15 protein-coding genes and 1 tRNA gene are annotated in these 18270 nt (G+C 60.6%); 12 read left to right on the top strand and 4 right to left on the bottom strand.

Annotated features, from left to right (window positions below):
• Positions 1-43 precede the first annotated feature (43 nt).
• Positions 44-1198 (top strand): FAD-dependent monooxygenase, encoded by a 1155-nt coding sequence (locus VOI22_RS20025; protein WP_323798218.1) that lies wholly within the window; start codon positions 44-46, stop codon positions 1196-1198.
• Here VOI22_RS20025 and VOI22_RS20020 read toward each other — a convergent pair.
• The gene (locus VOI22_RS20020) at positions 1164-2177 is read right to left on the bottom strand and encodes a LysR family transcriptional regulator (protein WP_323798217.1); all 1014 of its coding nucleotides are present in this window, start codon (positions 2175-2177) and stop codon (positions 1164-1166) included. The genes VOI22_RS20025 and VOI22_RS20020 overlap by 35 nt on opposite strands.
• A gap of 164 nt (positions 2178-2341) precedes the next feature.
• Between VOI22_RS20020 and VOI22_RS20015 the strand changes: the two genes are divergently transcribed.
• From VOI22_RS20015 to VOI22_RS19995, 5 genes are all read left to right on the top strand, one after another.
• Positions 2342-3211 carry an ABC transporter permease gene (locus tag VOI22_RS20015; protein WP_323798216.1) on the top strand — a complete coding sequence of 290 codons (870 nt, stop codon included), beginning with the start codon at positions 2342-2344 and terminating at the stop codon, positions 3209-3211.
• A gap of 10 nt (positions 3212-3221) precedes the next feature.
• Entirely contained in the window at positions 3222-4004 is a 783-nt protein-coding gene (locus VOI22_RS20010; RefSeq protein ID WP_323798215.1) for an ABC transporter permease, read from the top strand.
• A 32-nt stretch (positions 4005-4036) separates the two neighbouring features.
• Entirely contained in the window at positions 4037-5200 is a 1164-nt protein-coding gene (locus tag VOI22_RS20005) for an ABC transporter substrate-binding protein (RefSeq protein WP_323798214.1), read from the top strand.
• Between the two features lie 81 nt (positions 5201-5281).
• The gene (locus VOI22_RS20000; protein ID WP_323798213.1) at positions 5282-6364 is read left to right on the top strand and encodes an ABC transporter ATP-binding protein; all 1083 of its coding nucleotides are present in this window, start codon (positions 5282-5284) and stop codon (positions 6362-6364) included.
• A gap of 170 nt (positions 6365-6534) precedes the next feature.
• A complete protein-coding gene (locus VOI22_RS19995) occupies positions 6535-7134 on the top strand; it encodes a TetR/AcrR family transcriptional regulator (protein ID WP_323798212.1) in 600 nt (199 codons plus the stop codon).
• A gap of 28 nt (positions 7135-7162) precedes the next feature.
• Here VOI22_RS19995 and VOI22_RS19990 read toward each other — a convergent pair whose 3' ends face one another.
• On the bottom strand, positions 7163-7471 hold the full coding sequence (locus VOI22_RS19990) for a hypothetical protein (protein WP_323798211.1): 309 nt from the start codon (positions 7469-7471) through the stop codon (positions 7163-7165).
• Positions 7468-9159, bottom strand: coding sequence for an NAD(P)/FAD-dependent oxidoreductase (locus VOI22_RS19985; RefSeq protein WP_323798210.1), 1692 nt, complete (start codon positions 9157-9159; stop codon positions 7468-7470). Before VOI22_RS19985 ends, VOI22_RS19990 begins: the two co-directional genes overlap by 4 nt.
• Before the next feature lie 455 nt (positions 9160-9614).
• On the opposite strand from VOI22_RS19985, the gene VOI22_RS19980 reads away from it, so the two are divergent.
• The 6 genes from VOI22_RS19980 (at position 9615) to VOI22_RS19955 (ending at position 18038) form a co-directional block, all read left to right on the top strand.
• Positions 9615-10490, top strand: coding sequence for a LysR family transcriptional regulator (locus VOI22_RS19980; RefSeq protein WP_323798209.1), 876 nt, complete (start codon positions 9615-9617; stop codon positions 10488-10490).
• Between the two features lie 79 nt (positions 10491-10569).
• On the top strand, positions 10570-11391 hold the full coding sequence (locus tag VOI22_RS19975; RefSeq protein ID WP_323798208.1) for a putative hydro-lyase: 822 nt from the start codon (positions 10570-10572) through the stop codon (positions 11389-11391).
• A gap of 26 nt (positions 11392-11417) precedes the next feature.
• Positions 11418-12470: a TRAP transporter substrate-binding protein gene (locus tag VOI22_RS19970; RefSeq protein ID WP_323798207.1), complete on the top strand. Its 1053-nt coding sequence runs from the start codon at positions 11418-11420 to the stop codon at positions 12468-12470.
• Positions 12471-12556: 86 nt separating this feature from the next.
• Positions 12557-13117 (top strand): TRAP transporter small permease, encoded by a 561-nt coding sequence (locus VOI22_RS19965; RefSeq protein WP_323798206.1) that lies wholly within the window; start codon positions 12557-12559, stop codon positions 13115-13117.
• The gene (locus VOI22_RS19960; RefSeq protein WP_323798205.1) at positions 13117-14400 is read left to right on the top strand and encodes a TRAP transporter large permease; all 1284 of its coding nucleotides are present in this window, start codon (positions 13117-13119) and stop codon (positions 14398-14400) included. The genes VOI22_RS19965 and VOI22_RS19960 overlap by 1 nt, the downstream gene beginning before the upstream one ends.
• A 65-nt stretch (positions 14401-14465) precedes the next feature.
• Complete coding sequence (locus tag VOI22_RS19955) at positions 14466-18038, top strand: hydantoinase B/oxoprolinase family protein (RefSeq protein WP_323798204.1); 3573 nt, start codon at positions 14466-14468, stop codon at positions 18036-18038.
• A 154-nt stretch (positions 18039-18192) separates the two neighbouring features.
• On the opposite strand, the gene VOI22_RS19950 is transcribed toward VOI22_RS19955, so the two are convergent.
• A tRNA-Met gene (locus VOI22_RS19950) sits at positions 18193-18269 on the bottom strand.
• Position 18270: the final 1 nt, after the last annotated feature.

Genomic DNA, 18270 nt, shown 5'->3' with positions numbered 1-18270 from the left:
TAATGACTAAATTCATTCGCGACGTAGAAAAGGAGCCTCTCCTGTGAGCCAGATCGAGACAGTCGATATCGCCGTCATCGGAGCCGGCATGGGTGGCGCCGCCGCCGTGGCGCTGCTGCTGGAGGCCGGTTTTTCCGTCCATGTCTTTGAGCAGGCTCCCGTCTTCTCACGCATCGGCGCGGGCATTCATATCGGCCCGAACGTGATGAAGATATTCCGGACGATCGGTCTTGAGGATCGCCTGTCCGAGATCGGCTCTCATCCCGATTACTGGTTCTCGCGAGATGGAAATACCGGCGACTACCTGTCCAAAATTCCGCTCGGCGATTACGCGAAGAAGGAATATGGCGCTCCCTACATCACGATCCACCGGGGCGACCTGCATGCCGAACAGATGGACATCCTTCCGGCCGACCGGGTGCATTTCGGTCACAGCCTGAGTGATCTTCAGGAGCGCGACGATGATGTCCTGCTCAGCTTTACCAACGGCAAACAGGTCTCCGCCCGGCTGGTGATCGGCGCAGACGGCATCAACTCGATAATCCGGGACAAATTACTCGGTCCGGAAAAGCCGAAATTCTCCGGCTGGATCGGGCATCGCGCCATGGTCAACATAGACAAGCTGCGCTCTTCGGGTCTCGACATCGAGGCCTGCACCAAGTGGTGGTGGGAGCTGTCACGGCACATCATGGCGTATGACACCAAAAGCGATAAATCGGAATACTACTATGTCACCGGTGTTCCAGTAGATGCCTGGGAACATGACGAGCCGTTTGTCGACAGCTCACGCGAAGAGATGGAAGCCATCTTTGGCGGCTCGCACCCGGTAGTCCAAACTTTGATAGACGCAACCGAAACCGTTACCAAATGGCCGTTCTGGAACCGCGACCCGCTCAACCTCTGGAGTCGCGGCCGGCTGGTCCTGCTCGGTGATGCCTGCCACCCGATGCGCCCGCATATGGCGCAGGGTGCCTGCATGGCGATAGAAGATGCCGCCGTCCTGACCCGGTGCCTGAAGGAGCTGGGGGCAGAGAATTACGGGGACGCCTTCAGCCTCTATGAGACGACGCGTCGCGACCGAGCGACAAAAGTGCAAACGATTTCAAATGCCAATACCTGGCTGAAGGAACCGGAAGACCCCGTCTGGGTCTATGGGTACGACCCTATCCGGGCCGAACTGGGCGGCTCTCAAGCCTGACGGCATTTCCGGAGGGCGGATAGGTGCGGCCCGACAGCGGCAATTTCTCCGTCATTTCGAGCAGCATATCGATCATGCCCTTCTCCGCCCGGTTCAGGCGCGAGGCCGGGTTGGTGACCAGGAAGACATCGATTGCCGGCGGATCGTCATAAGGCGGCAAGCGCCAGAGCAAACCATCTTCGACATCGCGGGTCATGACATGGATTGGCAACGGGCCGATCCCGACCCCGGCAACAATCAGCCGTTTCACCTCTTCCAGCTGTGAAGAGGTCGCACGGATCGTGTGGTCGAGGTTGAGCTGTGCGCGCAATACGGCGACGGGCCGGAGAGCATCCTGCAAACTGTCTGTATCGAAGGTGACCGAAGGCTCGCCATCAAGATCCTCCAGTGTCAGGTTCTTTTGACCGAAAAAGCGGTGGGTCGGCCCGCAGAAGAAACCAAAATGCTCACGAAAAAGCTTGTCATAGGTCAGATCGGGATGCTGGCGATGCACAAGGCAGATCCCGAGACTCGCTTTCTTCTCCAGCACCGATGACACCACGTTCGCGCTGGTTTGGACAGATATGTCGCAGGTCACGTTGCGGTGCCGTTGACTGAATTCCCTGAGGGTTTCATCCAGCGGCGGGAAGATTACATGGCTGGCCAGGCGTATCCGCACATGGCCGCGTATCTCGTCCTCTATATCCCTCAGTTCCACAGTCAGTCGGGCGATGGTGCCATGGATCTCAAGCGCTTCGCGGTAGAGTCCCTGCCCCGCATCCGTAACCCGGAAATGGCTCGGCCCGCGGTCGATGAGGCGCTTGCCGATGCTCGTCTCCAGCCGTTTGAGTGCATTGCTGACACTCGGTTGTTTTAGCAAAAGCCGGTCTGCCGCCGCAGTGATGCCGCCTTCCTGAACGATCGCGATGAAGGTGCGCAACAGGTTCCAGTCCAGCTCCCGCGCGAGCCGTTCACTGTCGTCCACCCGGGGCAGATCCATAGACCATTCCTCAAATCAATGACCGTAATTTTCATTATCTATTGGAACAATGGCTGAGCCTGATGAAGATTTCCACCTAGATCGAGAGCCGCATGAGTGGCCTCCGAGAAGAGCCGTAAATCGGCCGTTCGAAACAGGGTCGCGTATCGTTGGGGACATTTCAGGTGAGCGCATTGCGTAGCAAGGCCATGAGGCCGTGGTGGCTCTTGTCACCGGCACTGGTCACGATCACACTTCTTGTGGTCGTGCCGATGTCGCTGATCCTGATTTATTCCTTTTATATCAATATCGATCTCGGCGTGGACCAGCCCGCTTTCTCGTTCGAGAACTGGTCGGAACTGTTCACCGACAGCTACTACCATGTGGCCATCTGGAAGACGTTCCGGCTCTCCGTCATCGTCACCGTTCTGGCGGCCCTGCTCGGCTACATCCCGGCCTATTTCATCGCCAACACCACCTACAAGCACAAATGGTTGCTGCTCCTGCTGTTGATCCTGCCCTTCTGGGTCAGCTTCATCATCCGGACGCTCTCCTGGATCCACATCATGGGCAATCAGGGCGCCATCAACGGTGTGTTGCTCTGGCTTGGAGTGATCGACGAGCCACTGCAAATGATGTTCAACGAGTTCGCGGTCATTGTCGGCTTCATCCATGTCTTCCTGCCCTACATGATCCTCAACGTTTATGTCAGCCTTGAAGGGATCGACCGGAACCTTGTGCCCGCCGCACGGACTCTCGGTTGCTCACCCTGGCAGGCTTTCCGTGAGGTCACGCTGCCATTGTCCACGCCAGGCCTGGCCGCAGGCAGCCTGCTGGTCTTCGTGCTCACCGCCGGCAGCTACGTGACCCCCCTCATTCTCGGTGGCCCGAACGACTTCCTGTACGGCAACCTGATCTATGATTCGATCCTGTCCGAGCTGAATTGGCCGATGGGCGCGACCCTTTCCTTCACCCTGCTGGTTCTGCTCGGCCTCGTGGTTGTCCTCTACAGCCGACTCATGGGCATGAACCAACTCTACAAAGCCTTAGGGTGAGGAGAGAGCCATGGGTTGGAACCTGATCCGTCTCTATGCGATCGCCGTTTATGTCTTCATGTTCGCGCCGGTCGCGGTGGTCCTGCTGCTGGCCTTCAACAGCTCCCAGTTCGGCGGCTTCCCGATCGAGGGCTTCAGCCTGCAGTGGTTCGAGAAGCTGTACGAAAACGAGGCGATCGTCCGCGCATTCAAGACCTCGTTCGTGCTCGGGATCGGCACCGCCATCCTGGCGACCACGATCGGCATTCTCGCGTCCCTCGCCCTCGTCAGATACCGCTTCCCGGGCAAGGCATGGATCACCACTTTCCTGATCTCTCCGGTGCTGGTACCGGAGACGGTCCTTGCCGTCGGCCTGCTGCTGTTCCTGCGCTGGCTGTCGATGCCGCGATCCTTCGCTCTGCTGCTGATCGGTCACACGATCATCGCCCTGCCCTTTGTCGTCCTCGTCGTCCAAGCCCGCCTTGTCGGCATCCGTAAGGACTATGAGGAGGCGGCGCTCAGCCTCGGCGCCAATCCGCTACAGACCTTCTTCCAGATCACGTTGCCACTGCTGATGCCGGCCGTGTTCGCCGGCGCGCTGTTCGCCTTCACGATTTCCTTCGACAACATCACCGCGACAATCTTCTGGCGCCCGGCCGGCTCCGAGACCGTACCGACGCAGATCTTCGGCATGCTGCGCAATTCCGTCAGCCCGGAAATCAATGCCCTTGGTTTCGTCATGATCGTCATCACCGTCGGCGTACCGCTCATGGCGGGCGGACTCGCCCGGTACTTCACGCGCAAACAACGATAATCCGCCATCACATGAACAGAGGAGAAACAACGATGAAAATCAGCTCAACAAAGCGATACGAGACCCTGCGCGAGCGCATGGGCAACGGCGACATGGACCGCCGCTCTTTCATGGCGCTGCTCGGCTATGCCGGCTTGGCCGCCGGTGTCGCAGGCGGCAGCATGACCGCTCTCAGCCGGCACGCCATGGCCGCCGGAACCGACATCTATTTCGAAGGTTGGGGCGGCGTCGTCAGCGAGGCCCTGCGCAAGCATGCCTTCGATCCCTATACGGCAAAGAGCGGCAACAAGGTCATTGATTCGGCTTTCGGTGGCGAGTCCGAAGTGCTGACCAAGATCAAGGCTGCCGGCTCTATCGACGGCCACAACATGCTGCATTCCTCCGGTGTGAGCTGGTATCAGCGCTGGGTCGACAACGGTTATGGCAGCGAGCTGAACGAGGCCAACATCCCGAACATGGTCAACGTGATGGACGCCATCATCAAGCCGTTCCGGGCCATCACGCCGAACAGCCTTTCCGCCGTCCCATACGACTACGGAACCACGGGCATCGCCTACAACACCAAGTATGTGACCAAGAAAGAAGCCGAGGCGCTCGGTGCCAACCTGCTGCTCAAGAAAGAGCTGAAGGGCAAGATCGGCGGTTGGGGCGGCGACTGGGCGAACCGTGCCTGGTACGGCGCGCTGCAATCCAATCAGGATCCGAACAACATTCAGGATTGGGACGCGGTCTGGGAGAAGGCCCGCGAGCATCGCGGCCTGATCGTCAAATACTGGGAGTCCGGCGCCGAGCTGATGGATCTCCTCGCCAAGGAAGAGATCTACGTCACCGAAGCCTGGTCCGGCCGTGTCGCCGCCCTGCAGGCACAAGGTCATCCGATCGGCTATCTCGACCCGAAGAACGGCCTCGCCTGGATGGAAAGCATGTTCGTGCTCAAGGGCTCGCCGATGGCCGACGCCGAAGAGTTGCTGAACTTCATGCTGGCACCGGAAACCGCGCTCGCGGTCGCCGAAGGACAGAAATACCCGTCCTCGCTCGATCCGAACAAGATTGCCATGTCCGACACGATCAAGGGTCTGCCGGCCTTCGATCCGACCGGCAAACTGGAAGGCCTCGTGTTCCGCGATCCGACGACCTGGAACCCGGTCGAAAAAGCGCAGAAGAAGCAGTGGAACCGCCTGAAGAAAGGCGCCTGAGCCTTTCATCCAACATCCCGGCCGGCCTCTCCGGAGGCCGGCTGGACCCGCTGGAACAGTCTATAAAGCGAGGAATGGTCAGTGGCCCAGGTTGAACTTGTCGGCATTCGGAAGGCCTTCGGCACCGTTGTCGCGGTCGAAGACGCGAACATCACCTTCGAGGAAGGCTCCTTCACCACGCTGTTGGGACCATCCGGCTGCGGGAAGACAACCTTGCTGCGGATGATCGCGGGGCTCGAATTCCCCACGACCGGCGACATCCTGGTCGGTGGGCGACGGGTGAACGACGTGCCCATCCACAAACGCAACCTTGGCCTCGTGTTCCAGAATTATGCGCTGTTTCCGCACAAGACCATCGGCGAGAACATCGCCTTCGGCCTGAAATACCGCGGCGTGCCGAAAGAGGATGCCCGCAAGAAGGTTACCGAGGCCCTGAACATCGTCCGCCTTCCCGGTGTCGAGGAACGTTTCCCGACACAGCTGTCCGGCGGCCAGCAGCAGCGTATCGCGCTTGCCCGGGCCATCGTCGTCGAGCCGGACGTGCTGCTGCTCGACGAGCCGCTCTCGGCCCTTGATGCGAACCTGCGCGAGGAAATGCGGGTTGAGTTGAAAGCCATCCAGAACCGCATCGGCGTCACCACGATCTTCGTTACCCACGACCAGTCCGAGGCGCTGGCCATGTCCGACAGGATTGTGGTCATGAGCGCCGGCAGGGTCGAACAAATCGGCACACCGGAGCTGGTCTATAACCGCCCAGCCTCGGAATTCGTCACGACCTTCCTTGGCAACGCCAACATTCTTTCCGGCACTGTAAAGACCCTGAACGACGGCATCGCCGAGGTCGAGGTCCCCGCTCTCGGCAGCATCTTCGCCATGCTGGAAGCAAGTGAGAGCCAGCCTCTGAAAAGCGGAACGCCGGTCAAACTGTCGATAAAGGCCGAGAAACTGGCACTGGAAGACCAACGCTCAGCTGACGCGCACGATACCGTGCTGACAGCGCAGGTGCGGGATGTCGATTACCAGGGTCAGGTGGCCCGCTACTTCCTGCAGGCGGGCAATCAGTCCCTGCAGGCGATCAATCAGATCGACGAACGCCCGCATACAGTCGGTAAAGAGGTCGCAATCCGGATCCGCGCCCGAGACTGCGTCATTCTGCCGGTGTGAGATCTCGAAGCGAGCACCGAGCGGACGCTCGAACTCCCCTGCCAGGGCCAAAGCGAGGCCGCGAAACTTGACAGATTTCCGTCAAAATACGATCAAAAGAACAAAGTATTGGAAAGCACTGTTTCTCGATGACGAAGTCAATTGCCCTTCGCAGTTCCCAACCACGGCGAATGTCCCGCGAGGAGAAATCCCGCGAAACCTATAGGCTGATACTGGAATCTGCAGCGCAGGTGGTTGGAAGCGAGGGTTACGCAGACGCATCGATTTCGAAAATCACCCAGCTCGCCGGCATCGCGCAGGGGACTTTCTACAACTACTTCAGATCACGCCAGGACGTCCTGAACAAGCTCCTGCCCTACATGGGCCGGCAGATGCTCGATCACATCGCCACCTCGCTGCCGCGCGCCCTGACCGGCTCGGAGCGCGAAAAAGCACGTCTTCTGGCGTTCCTGGAATATCTCAACACCCATCCCGCATTCTACCGCATCCTCTATGAGGCTGAAGTATTCGCGCCGGAAGCCCATGCGGAACATTTCCGCGTGCTGGTCAGTGGCTACAAGGGCTCGCTCGACCGTGCGGTCGAACGCGGCGAGATTCAGGGGTTCGACGAGGCCGAACTGGAGGCCGTGATCTATATGCTGCTCTCAGCACGGTCCTACATTTCGATGCACTACGCACGGGACGACAATGGTCGGGCCAAGGCGGTACCCGCGCACGTGATCCAAGCCTATATGAAGATCCTTACCCGCGGGCTTTTCTCGCCCAGTTGAGGCTCAAGCACGTCAGATACCAGGCGCTTCAGATTGCGAGATAACGCTTTGTAATCGCCTCATTGGCCCGCAGACCGGCAATCGTATCGCGGTAGACGATATGCCCCTTGTCGATCACCGCTGCATCCTCGGAAATGCCGAGGCAGAAATGCATGTTCTGCTCCGCAAGCACGATGGTCACGCCCGTGTCCCGCAGGGTGCGGATCAGACTGCCGATGGCCTGAACGATGATCGGAGCCAACCCCTCCGAAGGCACATCCAGCAGCAGGACCTCGGGCCCCATGCCGGCGGCATGGCGCGGCACCGAGCGCTCGGCCGTCACCGAACTGATAGTCACGATTGAGCCGCCACGGCGCTGGTTGACGTAGCGGCGGTCTCGCGGTCCATTACGAAGCCCTCATACCCGTTCGCGGCGATCCGGTCGCAGATCGCACGGTACCGCGCCATGCCGCCGGCATAGGGCATGAAGACTCTCGGCTTGCCGGGCACATTCGCACCCAGGTACCAGGAATGCCCCGCTTGCGGCAGCAAGGTGGCGTTGGCGACGTCATTGACATGCTCGACCCAGTCCGTGACTGCCTGCTCGGCTGGCTCGATCCGCTCGACACCTTTCTTCTCCGCCTGCTCAATGCAGTCGGTTACCCATTCAACATGCTGCTCGATCGCAACCGGCATGTTGCATAGCACCGACGGACTGCCCGGCCCGGTGATGGTGAACATGTTAGGGAAACCCGCGACCTGAAGCCCAAGATAGGTGCGCGGCCCAGCTTCCCAGGCAGTGTTCAAGGAAACCCCGTCACGACCGACGATGCCCAATTTGAGCAACGAGCCCGTCATCGCATCAAAACCGGTGGCGAAAACGATGACGTCGAGCTCGTATTCCTTCTCGGTCGTCCGTATTCCCTTCTCGGTAATCTCGACGATTGGGGTTTTGCGCAGGTTCACGAGGCTGACATTGTCGCGGTTAAATGCCTCGAAATAGCCGGTATCGATCGGCGGACGCTTGGTCGCGAAAGGATGGTCGATATCGGACAGCGCCTCTGCTTTCTGGGGATCCGACACGATCTCGCGGATCTTACCCTTAAGAAACTCGGCCGCCGTGTCATTCGCCGCCTTGTCGAGCAGCAGATCCTGGAACACCGCCCTGAACCGCAATCCGCCAACCTCCCAGGCCTTTTCGTAGATCGCGCGTCGTTCCTCGGCGGACACATCGAACACATTGCGCTCCTCCATCAGGAACGGGTGGCCGTTGGTCGAGGCATGCATGGTCCTACGGATTTCGTCAGTGTTCTTCTTTGCCCAAGCCTTGAACTCGGAAGACAGCGGGCCGTTCTGTGCCGGGATGCTGTAGTTGGCTGTGCGCTGGAAGACCGTCAGGTGCTGCGCCTCGGCAGCGATCACCGGCACCGCCTGGATACCGGTCGACCCGGTGCCGACCTGCCCGACCCGCTTGCCGGTAAGATCCACGCCTTCATGCGGCCACTGGCCGGTATGGTACCATTGGCCCTGAAAGCGATCCCGGCCCGGAATATCGGGTACGTTCGCCGATGACAGACAGCCGACTGCGGTGATCAGGTACTTCGCCGTAAAAGTCTCGCCGCTTTCAGTCTCGACCAGCCATCGATTTGCCGCCTCATCATAACGCGCCGCGGTGACCGTCGTGTTGAGCTGGATGTCCCGCTTCAGGTCCAGCTTGTCGGCGGCAAAATTCAGGTAGCGCACGATCTCCGGCTGCTGCGGATACCGTTCGGACCATTCCCACTCCTGCAGCAAGGCGTCGGAAAAGTAATAGCTGTATGAATGGCTCTCGGAATCGCACCGCGCACCGGGATAGCGGTTCCAGTACCAGGTCCCACCAACACCATCGCCACGCTCCAGGACACGGGCCTTCAGCCCCAGCCGGTCACGCAACAGGTGAAGCTGATACATGCCCGAGAACCCGGCGCCGACGATCACCGCATCAAGATGGCGGTTATCTTGCGGGTCGGCTGCCTGAAGTCTGGCAAGTGTCGATCCATCACTCATGACTGTCCCTTTTCCTCCGTCGTCTTCAACGAATAATGAACCAACGTTCATTTTTCAGCAAGCCGAGGATCGACCGACCCTTTGCATGACTGTCATCGCTATGAAGATTGTAATTGAGATGGTCCGATGAGAGCAGAGCCGGGTAAAGAAAGACCTCTGAGGCGACGAAAAACCCAACCTACGGATATAATAGTATTCTCTTACAGATCTTAGCGACCCGACGGGAAACCGTCACAGTATCTAAATGGCGGGCGAACATGAGCATATGGCGGCGGACTGACAGCATCGAAGCGCAGATCCTCTCGTACAGTGGCCTCGCCGAAGCCCTGAGGATCGGACGTGCCCCCGACACCACGCGCATCCGGAATGTTCCAGAGAGATCCCGCCGGGTAATGCGGACGAACGTAATATCCAACGTCGACTGCGGCGCGCTCCGCGCCGTGGAGGGCTGATCCGTGCGTTTCACCCTCGACCAACTCAGAGCTTTCCTGGCCGTCGCGCGCACGGGTAACGTACGCCGGGCCGCGGAGGAGTTGCATCTGACCCAGCCAGCCGTAACCGCCCGTATAAAGACGTTGGAGGCAGCACTGGGAGTGGAATTGTTCGATCGTTCCGCCTCGATGCGCCCGACCAAAAACGGAGCAGCACTGATCGGTTACGCGGAGCAGTATCTGAAGCTGAACAGTCTCATCCAGAGAGATGTCGGCCGACCGGACGGCATGCAGTCTCTCTTTCGGATCGGCGTGTCCGAAACCATCGTGCAATCCTGGCTCCCCGAGTTTATCACAACGCTCAGAGCGGAATTTCCCCGGCTGACCGTCGAGATTGATGTCGACATTTCACGCACGCTCCGAGAGAGACTTTTCGCCAATGCGATAGATCTTGCACTCCTCATGGGACCAATTTCAGATTACCGGGTCGAAAACATTCCTCTCCCCGACTACCAGATGACATGGTTTCGCTCGCCATCGCTGTCCGTCAGCGATCCTGCCGCTGGCGCGCCTGTCATTACATTCGCCCGGGACACCAGGCCTTTTCGTCTGCTTAAGGAAACGCTTCTGGAACGCTGCGGACCTGGTGCGGTCATCTTCCCGTCCTCTTCACTTTCTGCCTGTTTCCGGCTGGTTGCAGCCGGGCTTGGCATCGGAGCCTTGCCGCTTTCACTTGCAGCGGACTATCTGACTTCAGGGCAGGTCGAACAATTTGATCCCGGCTGGACGCCAGAACCGCTGAGCTTCACGGCCTCTTTTCTCGCTGCGCCCGAGGTCTCTGTGACCGGTCGGGCGGCTGAGATCGCGCAGATGGTTGCCACGGCATATGATAAAAATTAGTGATCAAATCAGCGCAAAATAACTAATTTGAACCTGATCAAACGTGCAGCCTACTGTTCTTCCGACGCAGGAGGCAGCAATGCACGCATACGGCGACGCTTCAAATCCAACCTACGACGATCTCGCTGGCCGCGACGTGGAAACGGTGCGGGCGGCAATCAGGGCCGGCGCCTATCGCGGTCACACAGCAGGTCTCGCCTCTGGAAAACTTCAGGTAAATCTCGCGATCCTTCCAGTAGGTCTCGCGCCCGATTTCGAAGCATTCTGCCGGCGGAACCCGCAGCCTTGTCCCTTGGTGGGTATGACCAAAGCTGGGAACCCGCTATGGCCGGAGCTCGGCGACATCGACGTCCGGACGGATACGCCATCCTACAATATCTACCGAGACGGCAACCTGATTGAATCCGTTCCCGACCTGAACGCGGTTTGGCGTGACGACCTCGTGGCCTTTGCGATCGGCTGCTCCTTTACCTTCGAGACGGCACTTATTGCCGCCGGTGTGCCCATGGCACATATCGAGGCCGATACGACCGTCCCGATGTACCGCACAAATATCGAAACGATACCCGCCGGCCCCTTCGGCGGCGGCATGGTTGTCTCACTGCGTTACGTGGCGCCGGACCAGGTCGATTTGGCACGAGAAACCACCGCCCGGTTCCCTTGGGCACATGGCGCACCGGTCCATGTCGGGGATCCGGCCGAGATCGGCATCAAGGACGTCCACGCGCCCGACTGGGGCGATCCACCTGTCAGCACCGAGGGCGTGCCGATGTTCTGGGCCTGCGGCGTGACGCCTCAGAATGCCCTCGCAGAAGCCCGCCCGCCCCTCTGCATCACCCACACGCCCGGGCGGATGCTGATCACGGACATCGACGACCAGACCAACAGTTTTATTGCGTGACCACTAACAAAACAGGGAGACAAAAAATGAGAAAACTAAGAGCTTTAGGCGCGGCGCTCGCCATCTCGGCAGGCTTGTCCGCCACCGGTCCGGCGGTTGCCGACGGTCCGACGGTCATCAAGGCCGTGGGAACCTGGGGCAGCCTGACGAATTATCAGAAACATGAGGGTCCGTTCTGGAACGAGCGCATCGCCAAGGCTTCCGGCGGATCCATCATCGGTGAGATCAAGCCGCAGACCGAGCTTGGCCTGAAGGGCTTCGAGATCATGCGGCTCGTGAAGAACGGCGTGTTCGATTTCGCCTTCGGGCTTCCGGGCTATGTCGCGGCGGAGAATGCCGTGTTCGAGGGCGCCGATCTTTCCTCCGTCACCCAGGACATCGAGACCGAGCGCAGTGTGGCGAAAGCCTATTACCCGATCCTCGAGAAAGCCTTCGCCGAGATCTACAACGCCAAGCTTCTGATGCTCTATCCGTTCCCCAGCCAAACGCTCTGGTGCAACGCCGAGGTGAACGGGATCAAGGATCTCAAGGGCAAGAAGGTCCGGGTCTATGCCACCACCCTCGGCGACTTCGTCGAAGGTGTCGGCGGCACCTCCGTCACCGTGCCGTTCGCAGAAGTCATCCCGGCGCTCGAGAAGGGCGTGGTCGATTGCGGTATCACCGGAACCATGTCCGCCTACAAGGCAAAATGGCACCAGGTCGCAACCCACGCCTACACGCTTCGGGTTGGCTGGGGCCTCGCCTTCGGCGCCATGAACATGAACAAGTGGAATGCCATGGGCGCTGAGAAGCAGGCACTGCTGCAGAAGGAACTGGCCATTCTGAACGATCAGATGTGGACCGAGACCGCGGCCGAAGACGACGTCGCAATCAGCTGCATCACCGGCGGCAAGTGCGACATCGGGGAGCCTGGTGCGATGAAGCTGGTGAAACCGTCTGCCGACGACCTCGCCCTGCGCGACACCATCGCGACTGACGTCGTCCTGGCCCGCTGGGCCGAGCGCTGCGGCGCCGACTGTGCGGCCGACTGGAACAAGACTGTCGGCAAGATCCTCGGGCTGACGGCAAAAGCCAAATAAACTGACTTTCGCCGGCGCCGGGCAAAACCCGGCGCCGGCCGATGGTGCCACAATCAACACCGATCCGCTCTCGAGGAGGACCCTTCATGCTTCGCCTGATTGACGCCGCACACAAGCTGTCCCGCTGGCTTGTCTGGCTCGGTGGCGCGCTGATCCTCGGGTCGGCCTTTCTGGTGACCCTGGAAGTGATCCTGCGCAAGTTCTTCAACACATCGATCGCAGGCGCCGATGAAATCTCCGGCTACGCCTTCGGCGTGGCGACCTCTCTGGGTCTTGCCTTCGCACTCTTCGAACGCGCGCATATCCGGGTGGACGCACTCTTCCTGGTGCTTCCACGTCCCGTGCGAATGTTCCTGAATTTCTTCGGCCTCGCCCTGCTCATCGGTTTTGCCGGGATCGTGACCTGGATGGCCTGGGGGCTCGTCGCTGACACGCTGCAATACGGCTCCCGGTCGATCACCCCGATGCGCACACCACTCGCCATCCCGCAGATCCCATGGCTTGCAGGCTGGGTCTTCTTCGTCGCCTGCGGCGCGTTGCTCTTTGTCGGCACGCTGTTCGCAACGCTCACCGGGAAAATGGCCGAAGCGGAGCGGCGAATCGGCGTGAAGACCCTGGACGAACAGATCAAAGACGAGACGGCCTGATGCTTACCAAGACGCTTCTGATCCTTCTGGGCCTTATCGCCCTCGCCGTCCCGGTCGCCGCCGCGCTGGGCTGGCTCGGCCTCACCCTGCAGTACCTCGATAGCCCGATGCCGCTGCACCGCGCACTCGGCGACATGGTCTGGCAGACAGGAACCGACTTCCTGCTGGTTGCGATCCCCATGTTCATCCTGCTCGGGGAAATCCTGCTTCGCTCCGGGGTTGCCGCCAAAATGTACGCTGGCATCGTCACCTGGCTCGGCTGGCTGCCGGGCGGGCTGATGCATGCCAATACCGGCTCCTGCGCGCTCTTCGCCGCGACCTCCGGCTCCTCTGTCGCCACCGCAGCAACCATCGGCACAGTGGCGATCCCGGAAATCGAGAAACGAGGCTACAATGAGCGCCTTTTCCTCGGCACCATTGCTGCCGGCGGCACGCTCGGCATTCTCATCCCCCCGTCCATCAACCTGATCCTCTTCGGTCTGCTGACGGACACCTCTGTCCCGGAGCTGTATCTCGCCGGCTTTCTTCCCGGCTTCCTGCTCGCCGCGCTCTTCATGGTCACCGTCATCGTGCTCTGCATCGCGAAACCCGCTTGGGGTGGAGAACCTGTGGTTGCCACATGGGCAGAACGGGTCGCCGCCCTGCCCTCTCTGCTGCCGCCGATCGGCATCTTCCTCGTCGTCGTCGGCTCGATCTATGCCGGCATTGCGACACCGACAGAAGCCGCCGCGCTGGGCGTCGTCGCAGCGCTCGGGCTTTCGGCTGCGAACGGCTCTCTCTCGCTGGATATGATCCGCGCGGCAATCGAGGGGACCATGCGGACAACCTCGATGATCCTGCTGATCATTCTTGCCGCCGTATTTCTGAACTTTGTTCTGTCTGTCATCGGCCTGACCCAGGCGCTTGCAGATTTCGTCACCGGTCTCGGTCTCTCGCCGATGCAGACCATGCTGATGCTGATCGCGGTTCTGATTGTCGTCGGCTGCTTCATGGAGACGCTTTCCATGCTTCTCACCGTCGCGCCGCTGATCACACCGATCGTGATAACGCTCGGGTTCGACCCGGTCTGGTTCGGGATCCTGCTCATGGTCCTGCTGGAGACCGCGCTTATCACGCCCCCGATCGGCATCAATCTCTATGTCGTTCAGGGCGTACGAGAGCGGGGCGAATTGAGTGACGTCATGATCGGAGCAGCGCCTTTTGTCTTGACGATGTTTGCGATGATCGCTGTGCTGTTGTTGTTTCCTGATGTCGCTCTCTGGCTCCCCAGCCTCTTCTACTAAGCAACCATCTACCTATCCAAACTCTCTTAAATCGTGCGCAAGAAGCGCAACGGAGGAATTCTGTGATGTGGCAATTCTGGGTCGACCGCGGCGGCACCTTCACCGATATCGTGGCACAGAAACCAGACGGGACCCTCGTCACCCACAAGCTGTTGTCCGAAAACCCCGAGCGCTACAGAGACGCCGCCGTTCAGGGTATCCGGGACCTTCTGGGATTGACCAAAGGCGACCCTGTCCCCGCGGGCACCATAGACTCCGTGAAGATGGGAACGACCGTTGCCACCAATGCCCTCCTCGAGCGCAAGGGCGACCGCACCCTGCTCCTCATCACCGAGGGCTTCGGCGATCTCCTCAGGATCGGGCACCAGGCGCGCCCGCGGATCTTCGACCTGCACATCACGCTGCCGGAACTGCTCTATGAACGGGCCGTTGAAGTTCATGAGCGGCTAGATGCCCATGGCGAGACCGTGACACCGCTCGACGAGGAAAGTGCGCGTACGGCGCTCAGAACGGCGAAGGCTGACGGCATCGACAGTGTCGCCATCGCCTTCATGCACAGCTACCTCAATCCGGTGCATGAGGCCCGTATCGCCGCCATCGCCGCCGAGGAAGGCTTTGGGCAGATCAGCGCATCGCACGAGGTCTCACCGCTGATGAAACTCGTCCCGCGTGGCGACACGACTGTGGTTGACGCCTATCTCTCGCCGATCCTCCGCCGCTATGTGAACCAGGTTTCCGACGCTCTCGGCGGCGAGGGAAAGCTGATGTTCATGCAATCGAACGGCGGCCTGACGGACGCTACGCTGTTTCAGGGCAAGGACGCGATCCTGTCCGGGCCGGCCGGCGGCGTCGTCGGCATGGTGAAGACCGGCGCGCTTGCCGGTTATGACCGCCTGATCGGATTCGATATGGGCGGCACCTCGACGGATGTCTGCCACTATGCCGGAACCTACGAGAGGTCCTTCGAGACCGAAGTCGCGGGTGTCCGCATGCGGGCTCCGATGATGAACATTCACACGGTGGCAGCAGGCGGCGGATCGATCCTGCATTTCCGCGACGGACGCTTCCAGGTCGGCCCGGACAGTGCCGGCGCCGATCCGGGTCCCGCCTGCTACCGGCGTGGCGGACCGCTGACCGTGACCGACTGCAACGTGATGCTCGGCAAACTGCAGCCGTCGCATTTTCCCGCCGTCTTTGGGCCCGATGCGGATCAGCCGCTGGATGCCGCCATCGTGCGGGAGAAATTCGAAGCCCTCTCCAGCGAAATTGCCGCCGAAACAGGCGCTGCCGCCCGGACACCGGAAGACCTCGCCGAGGGATTCCTGCGGATTGCCGTGGAAAACATGGCGAATGCGATCAAGAAGATCAGCGTCCAACGCGGATACGACGTCACGAAATACACGCTGCAATGCTTTGGCGGCGCCGGCGGTCAGCATGCCTGTGCCGTTGCGGACGCCCTCGGCATGCAGACCGTCTTCGTGCACCCCTTCGCCGGCGTGCTCTCTGCCTATGGCATGGGGCTGGCGGAGATCCGCGCCCTGCGTGAGCGCCAGTTCGATGCGCCGATCTCTTCAGTCGCCGCAGCGGAGGTCGCGCTGAAGGAGGCCGCCGACGAGGCCGTCGCAGAGGTCGAGAGACAGGGTGTCGCCAGGATGGCGATCCGCGTTGAGCGACGGGCGCATCTGCGCTATCGCGGCTCGCACCAGGCCTTGGAAGTCCCGTTCGGCGACGAGGCTGCATTGCGTGCGGGATTCGAAGTCGCGCACCGGGCCCGCTTCGGCTTTGCCGCAGGTGAGCGGGAGCTGGTTTTCGAGGCACTCGCCGTGGAGGCCGTCGGCGGCGCGGCGGAAATCACCGCCGAGACATTTCCGACCGGCGACGGCACGCCGTCTTCCGTCGATCAGATCGACAGCCATTTTGGTGGCCCGGCGACGCCGCTCTATGACCGTGAAAGCATGACAACCGGTCAGACCGTCGACGGGCCGGCAATCATCAAGGAGCCGACAGGCACCAATGTGATTGAACGGGGCTGGCAAGCCGCGGTCGACGAATGGGGCCATCTCATTCTCACGCGCACCGTTCCGATGATCCGGGCGGAAGCTGTCGGCTCCCGCGCCGATCCCGTGATGCTCGAGGTATTCAACAATCTCTTCATGTCCATTGCCGAGCAGATGGGCGCGACCCTGGCGAACACGGCCTATTCGGTGAACATCAAGGAACGGCTCGATTTCTCCTGCGCTCTCTTCGGGCCGGGCGGCGACCTCGTCGCGAATGCGCCGCACGTGCCGGTGCACCTCGGATCCATGTCCGAATCCATCCGCACCGTGATCCGGCTCAACCCGGATATGAAGGAGGGCGACGTTTACGTCCTCAATGCGCCGTTCAACGGCGGCACACACCTTCCCGACGTGACCGTCGTCACACCTGTCTTCGATCATGGCACGCCGATCTTCTATGTCGCTTCCCGCGGCCACCATGCGGATATCGGCGGCAAGACGCCCGGCTCAGCGCCGCCCGACAGCCGTCATATCGAAGAAGAAGGCGTGCTGATCGACAATTTCAAGATGATCGACGGCGGCCGGTTCCGGGAGGCCGAAACACGGGCTCTGCTTGCGTCCGGCCCCTATCCGTGCCGGAACATCAATGAGAACATGGCGGATCTTGCCGCCCAGGTGGCGGCGAACGAGACCGGTGCCCGGGAAGTCGCGAAGATGATCGCGCAGTTCGGACTCGAAACTGTGCATGCCTATATGGGGCACGTGCAGGACAATGCCGAGGAATGCGTACGGCGCGTGATCGACGCCCTGAAGGACGGCTCTTTCGACTACGAACTTGATAATGGCTCCTTCATCCGCGTCGCCGTCAGGGTTGATCATGAGCGGCGTTCGGCGGAGATCGACTTCACTGGCACGGCGTCGAACGCCTTGAACTACAACGCCCCGCTCGCGGTGTGTCACGCCGTTGTCCTCTATGTATTCCGGACCCTTGTCGGCGCGCCTATTCCGCTGAACGAAGGCTGCTTCAAGCCGCTGAAGATCATCGCCCCTGAGGGCTCGATGGTGAATGCCCGCTACCCCTCGGCGGTTATTGCCGGCAACACCGAAGTCAGCCAGCTTGCCTGCAATGCACTAATGGGCGCACTCGGCGCGATGGCGGGCTCACAGGCGACGATGAACAATTATGTCTGGGGCAACGACCGTATCCAGAACTACGAAACGATCTGCGGCGGCACGGGTGCAGGCCCGGGCTTTGACGGCTGCTCGGCCGTACAGACACATATGACCAATACACGGGGGACGGACCCTGAGGTCCTGGAACATCGCTTCCCCGTGCGGCTCGAAGAATGGTCGATCCGGCGCGGCTCGGGCGGCACTGGGCGCTGGCATGGCGGGGACGGGATTACCCGCAAGATGCGCTTTTTCGAAGACATGACGGTCACGACGCTCTGCTCGCATCGACGCGTTCCGCCCTTCCCCGGGCCGGGCGGCGGCCCCGGCGAAGTGGGCCGCGAATGGATCGTCAGAGCTGACGGAAGCCGCGTCGAGCACGGCGGCAACGATCAGAACGAGGTCCATGCCGGCGACCTGTTCGTCATGCAGACCCCGTCCGGCGGCGGCTGGGGAACGCCGTCATCCTGATAGGATCCAGGTATGGTGCTGAGGATTGATTTAACAGGAGCCGGCTTAGCTGGCTCCTGTTCATCTCTTGTTGAACTTCGCCGGTCATTTTAGTGCTTAGAATGCAAAAACGGCCCAGCCTGGAATGGCTAAGCCGTTGATATAGTGTTTAGTTTGGTTGCGGGGGTAGGATTTGAACCTACGACCTTCAGGTTATGAGCCTGACGAGCTACCGGGCTGCTCCACCCCGCGC

Origin of the sequence: Nisaea sp., from assembly GCF_034670185.1 — a bacterium.
In the GTDB taxonomy this organism is placed as follows: domain Bacteria; phylum Pseudomonadota; class Alphaproteobacteria; order Thalassobaculales; family Thalassobaculaceae; genus Nisaea.
The sequence above is the reverse complement of the archived record's forward strand: the minus strand, read 5'-3'. Positions and strand labels throughout refer to the sequence as shown.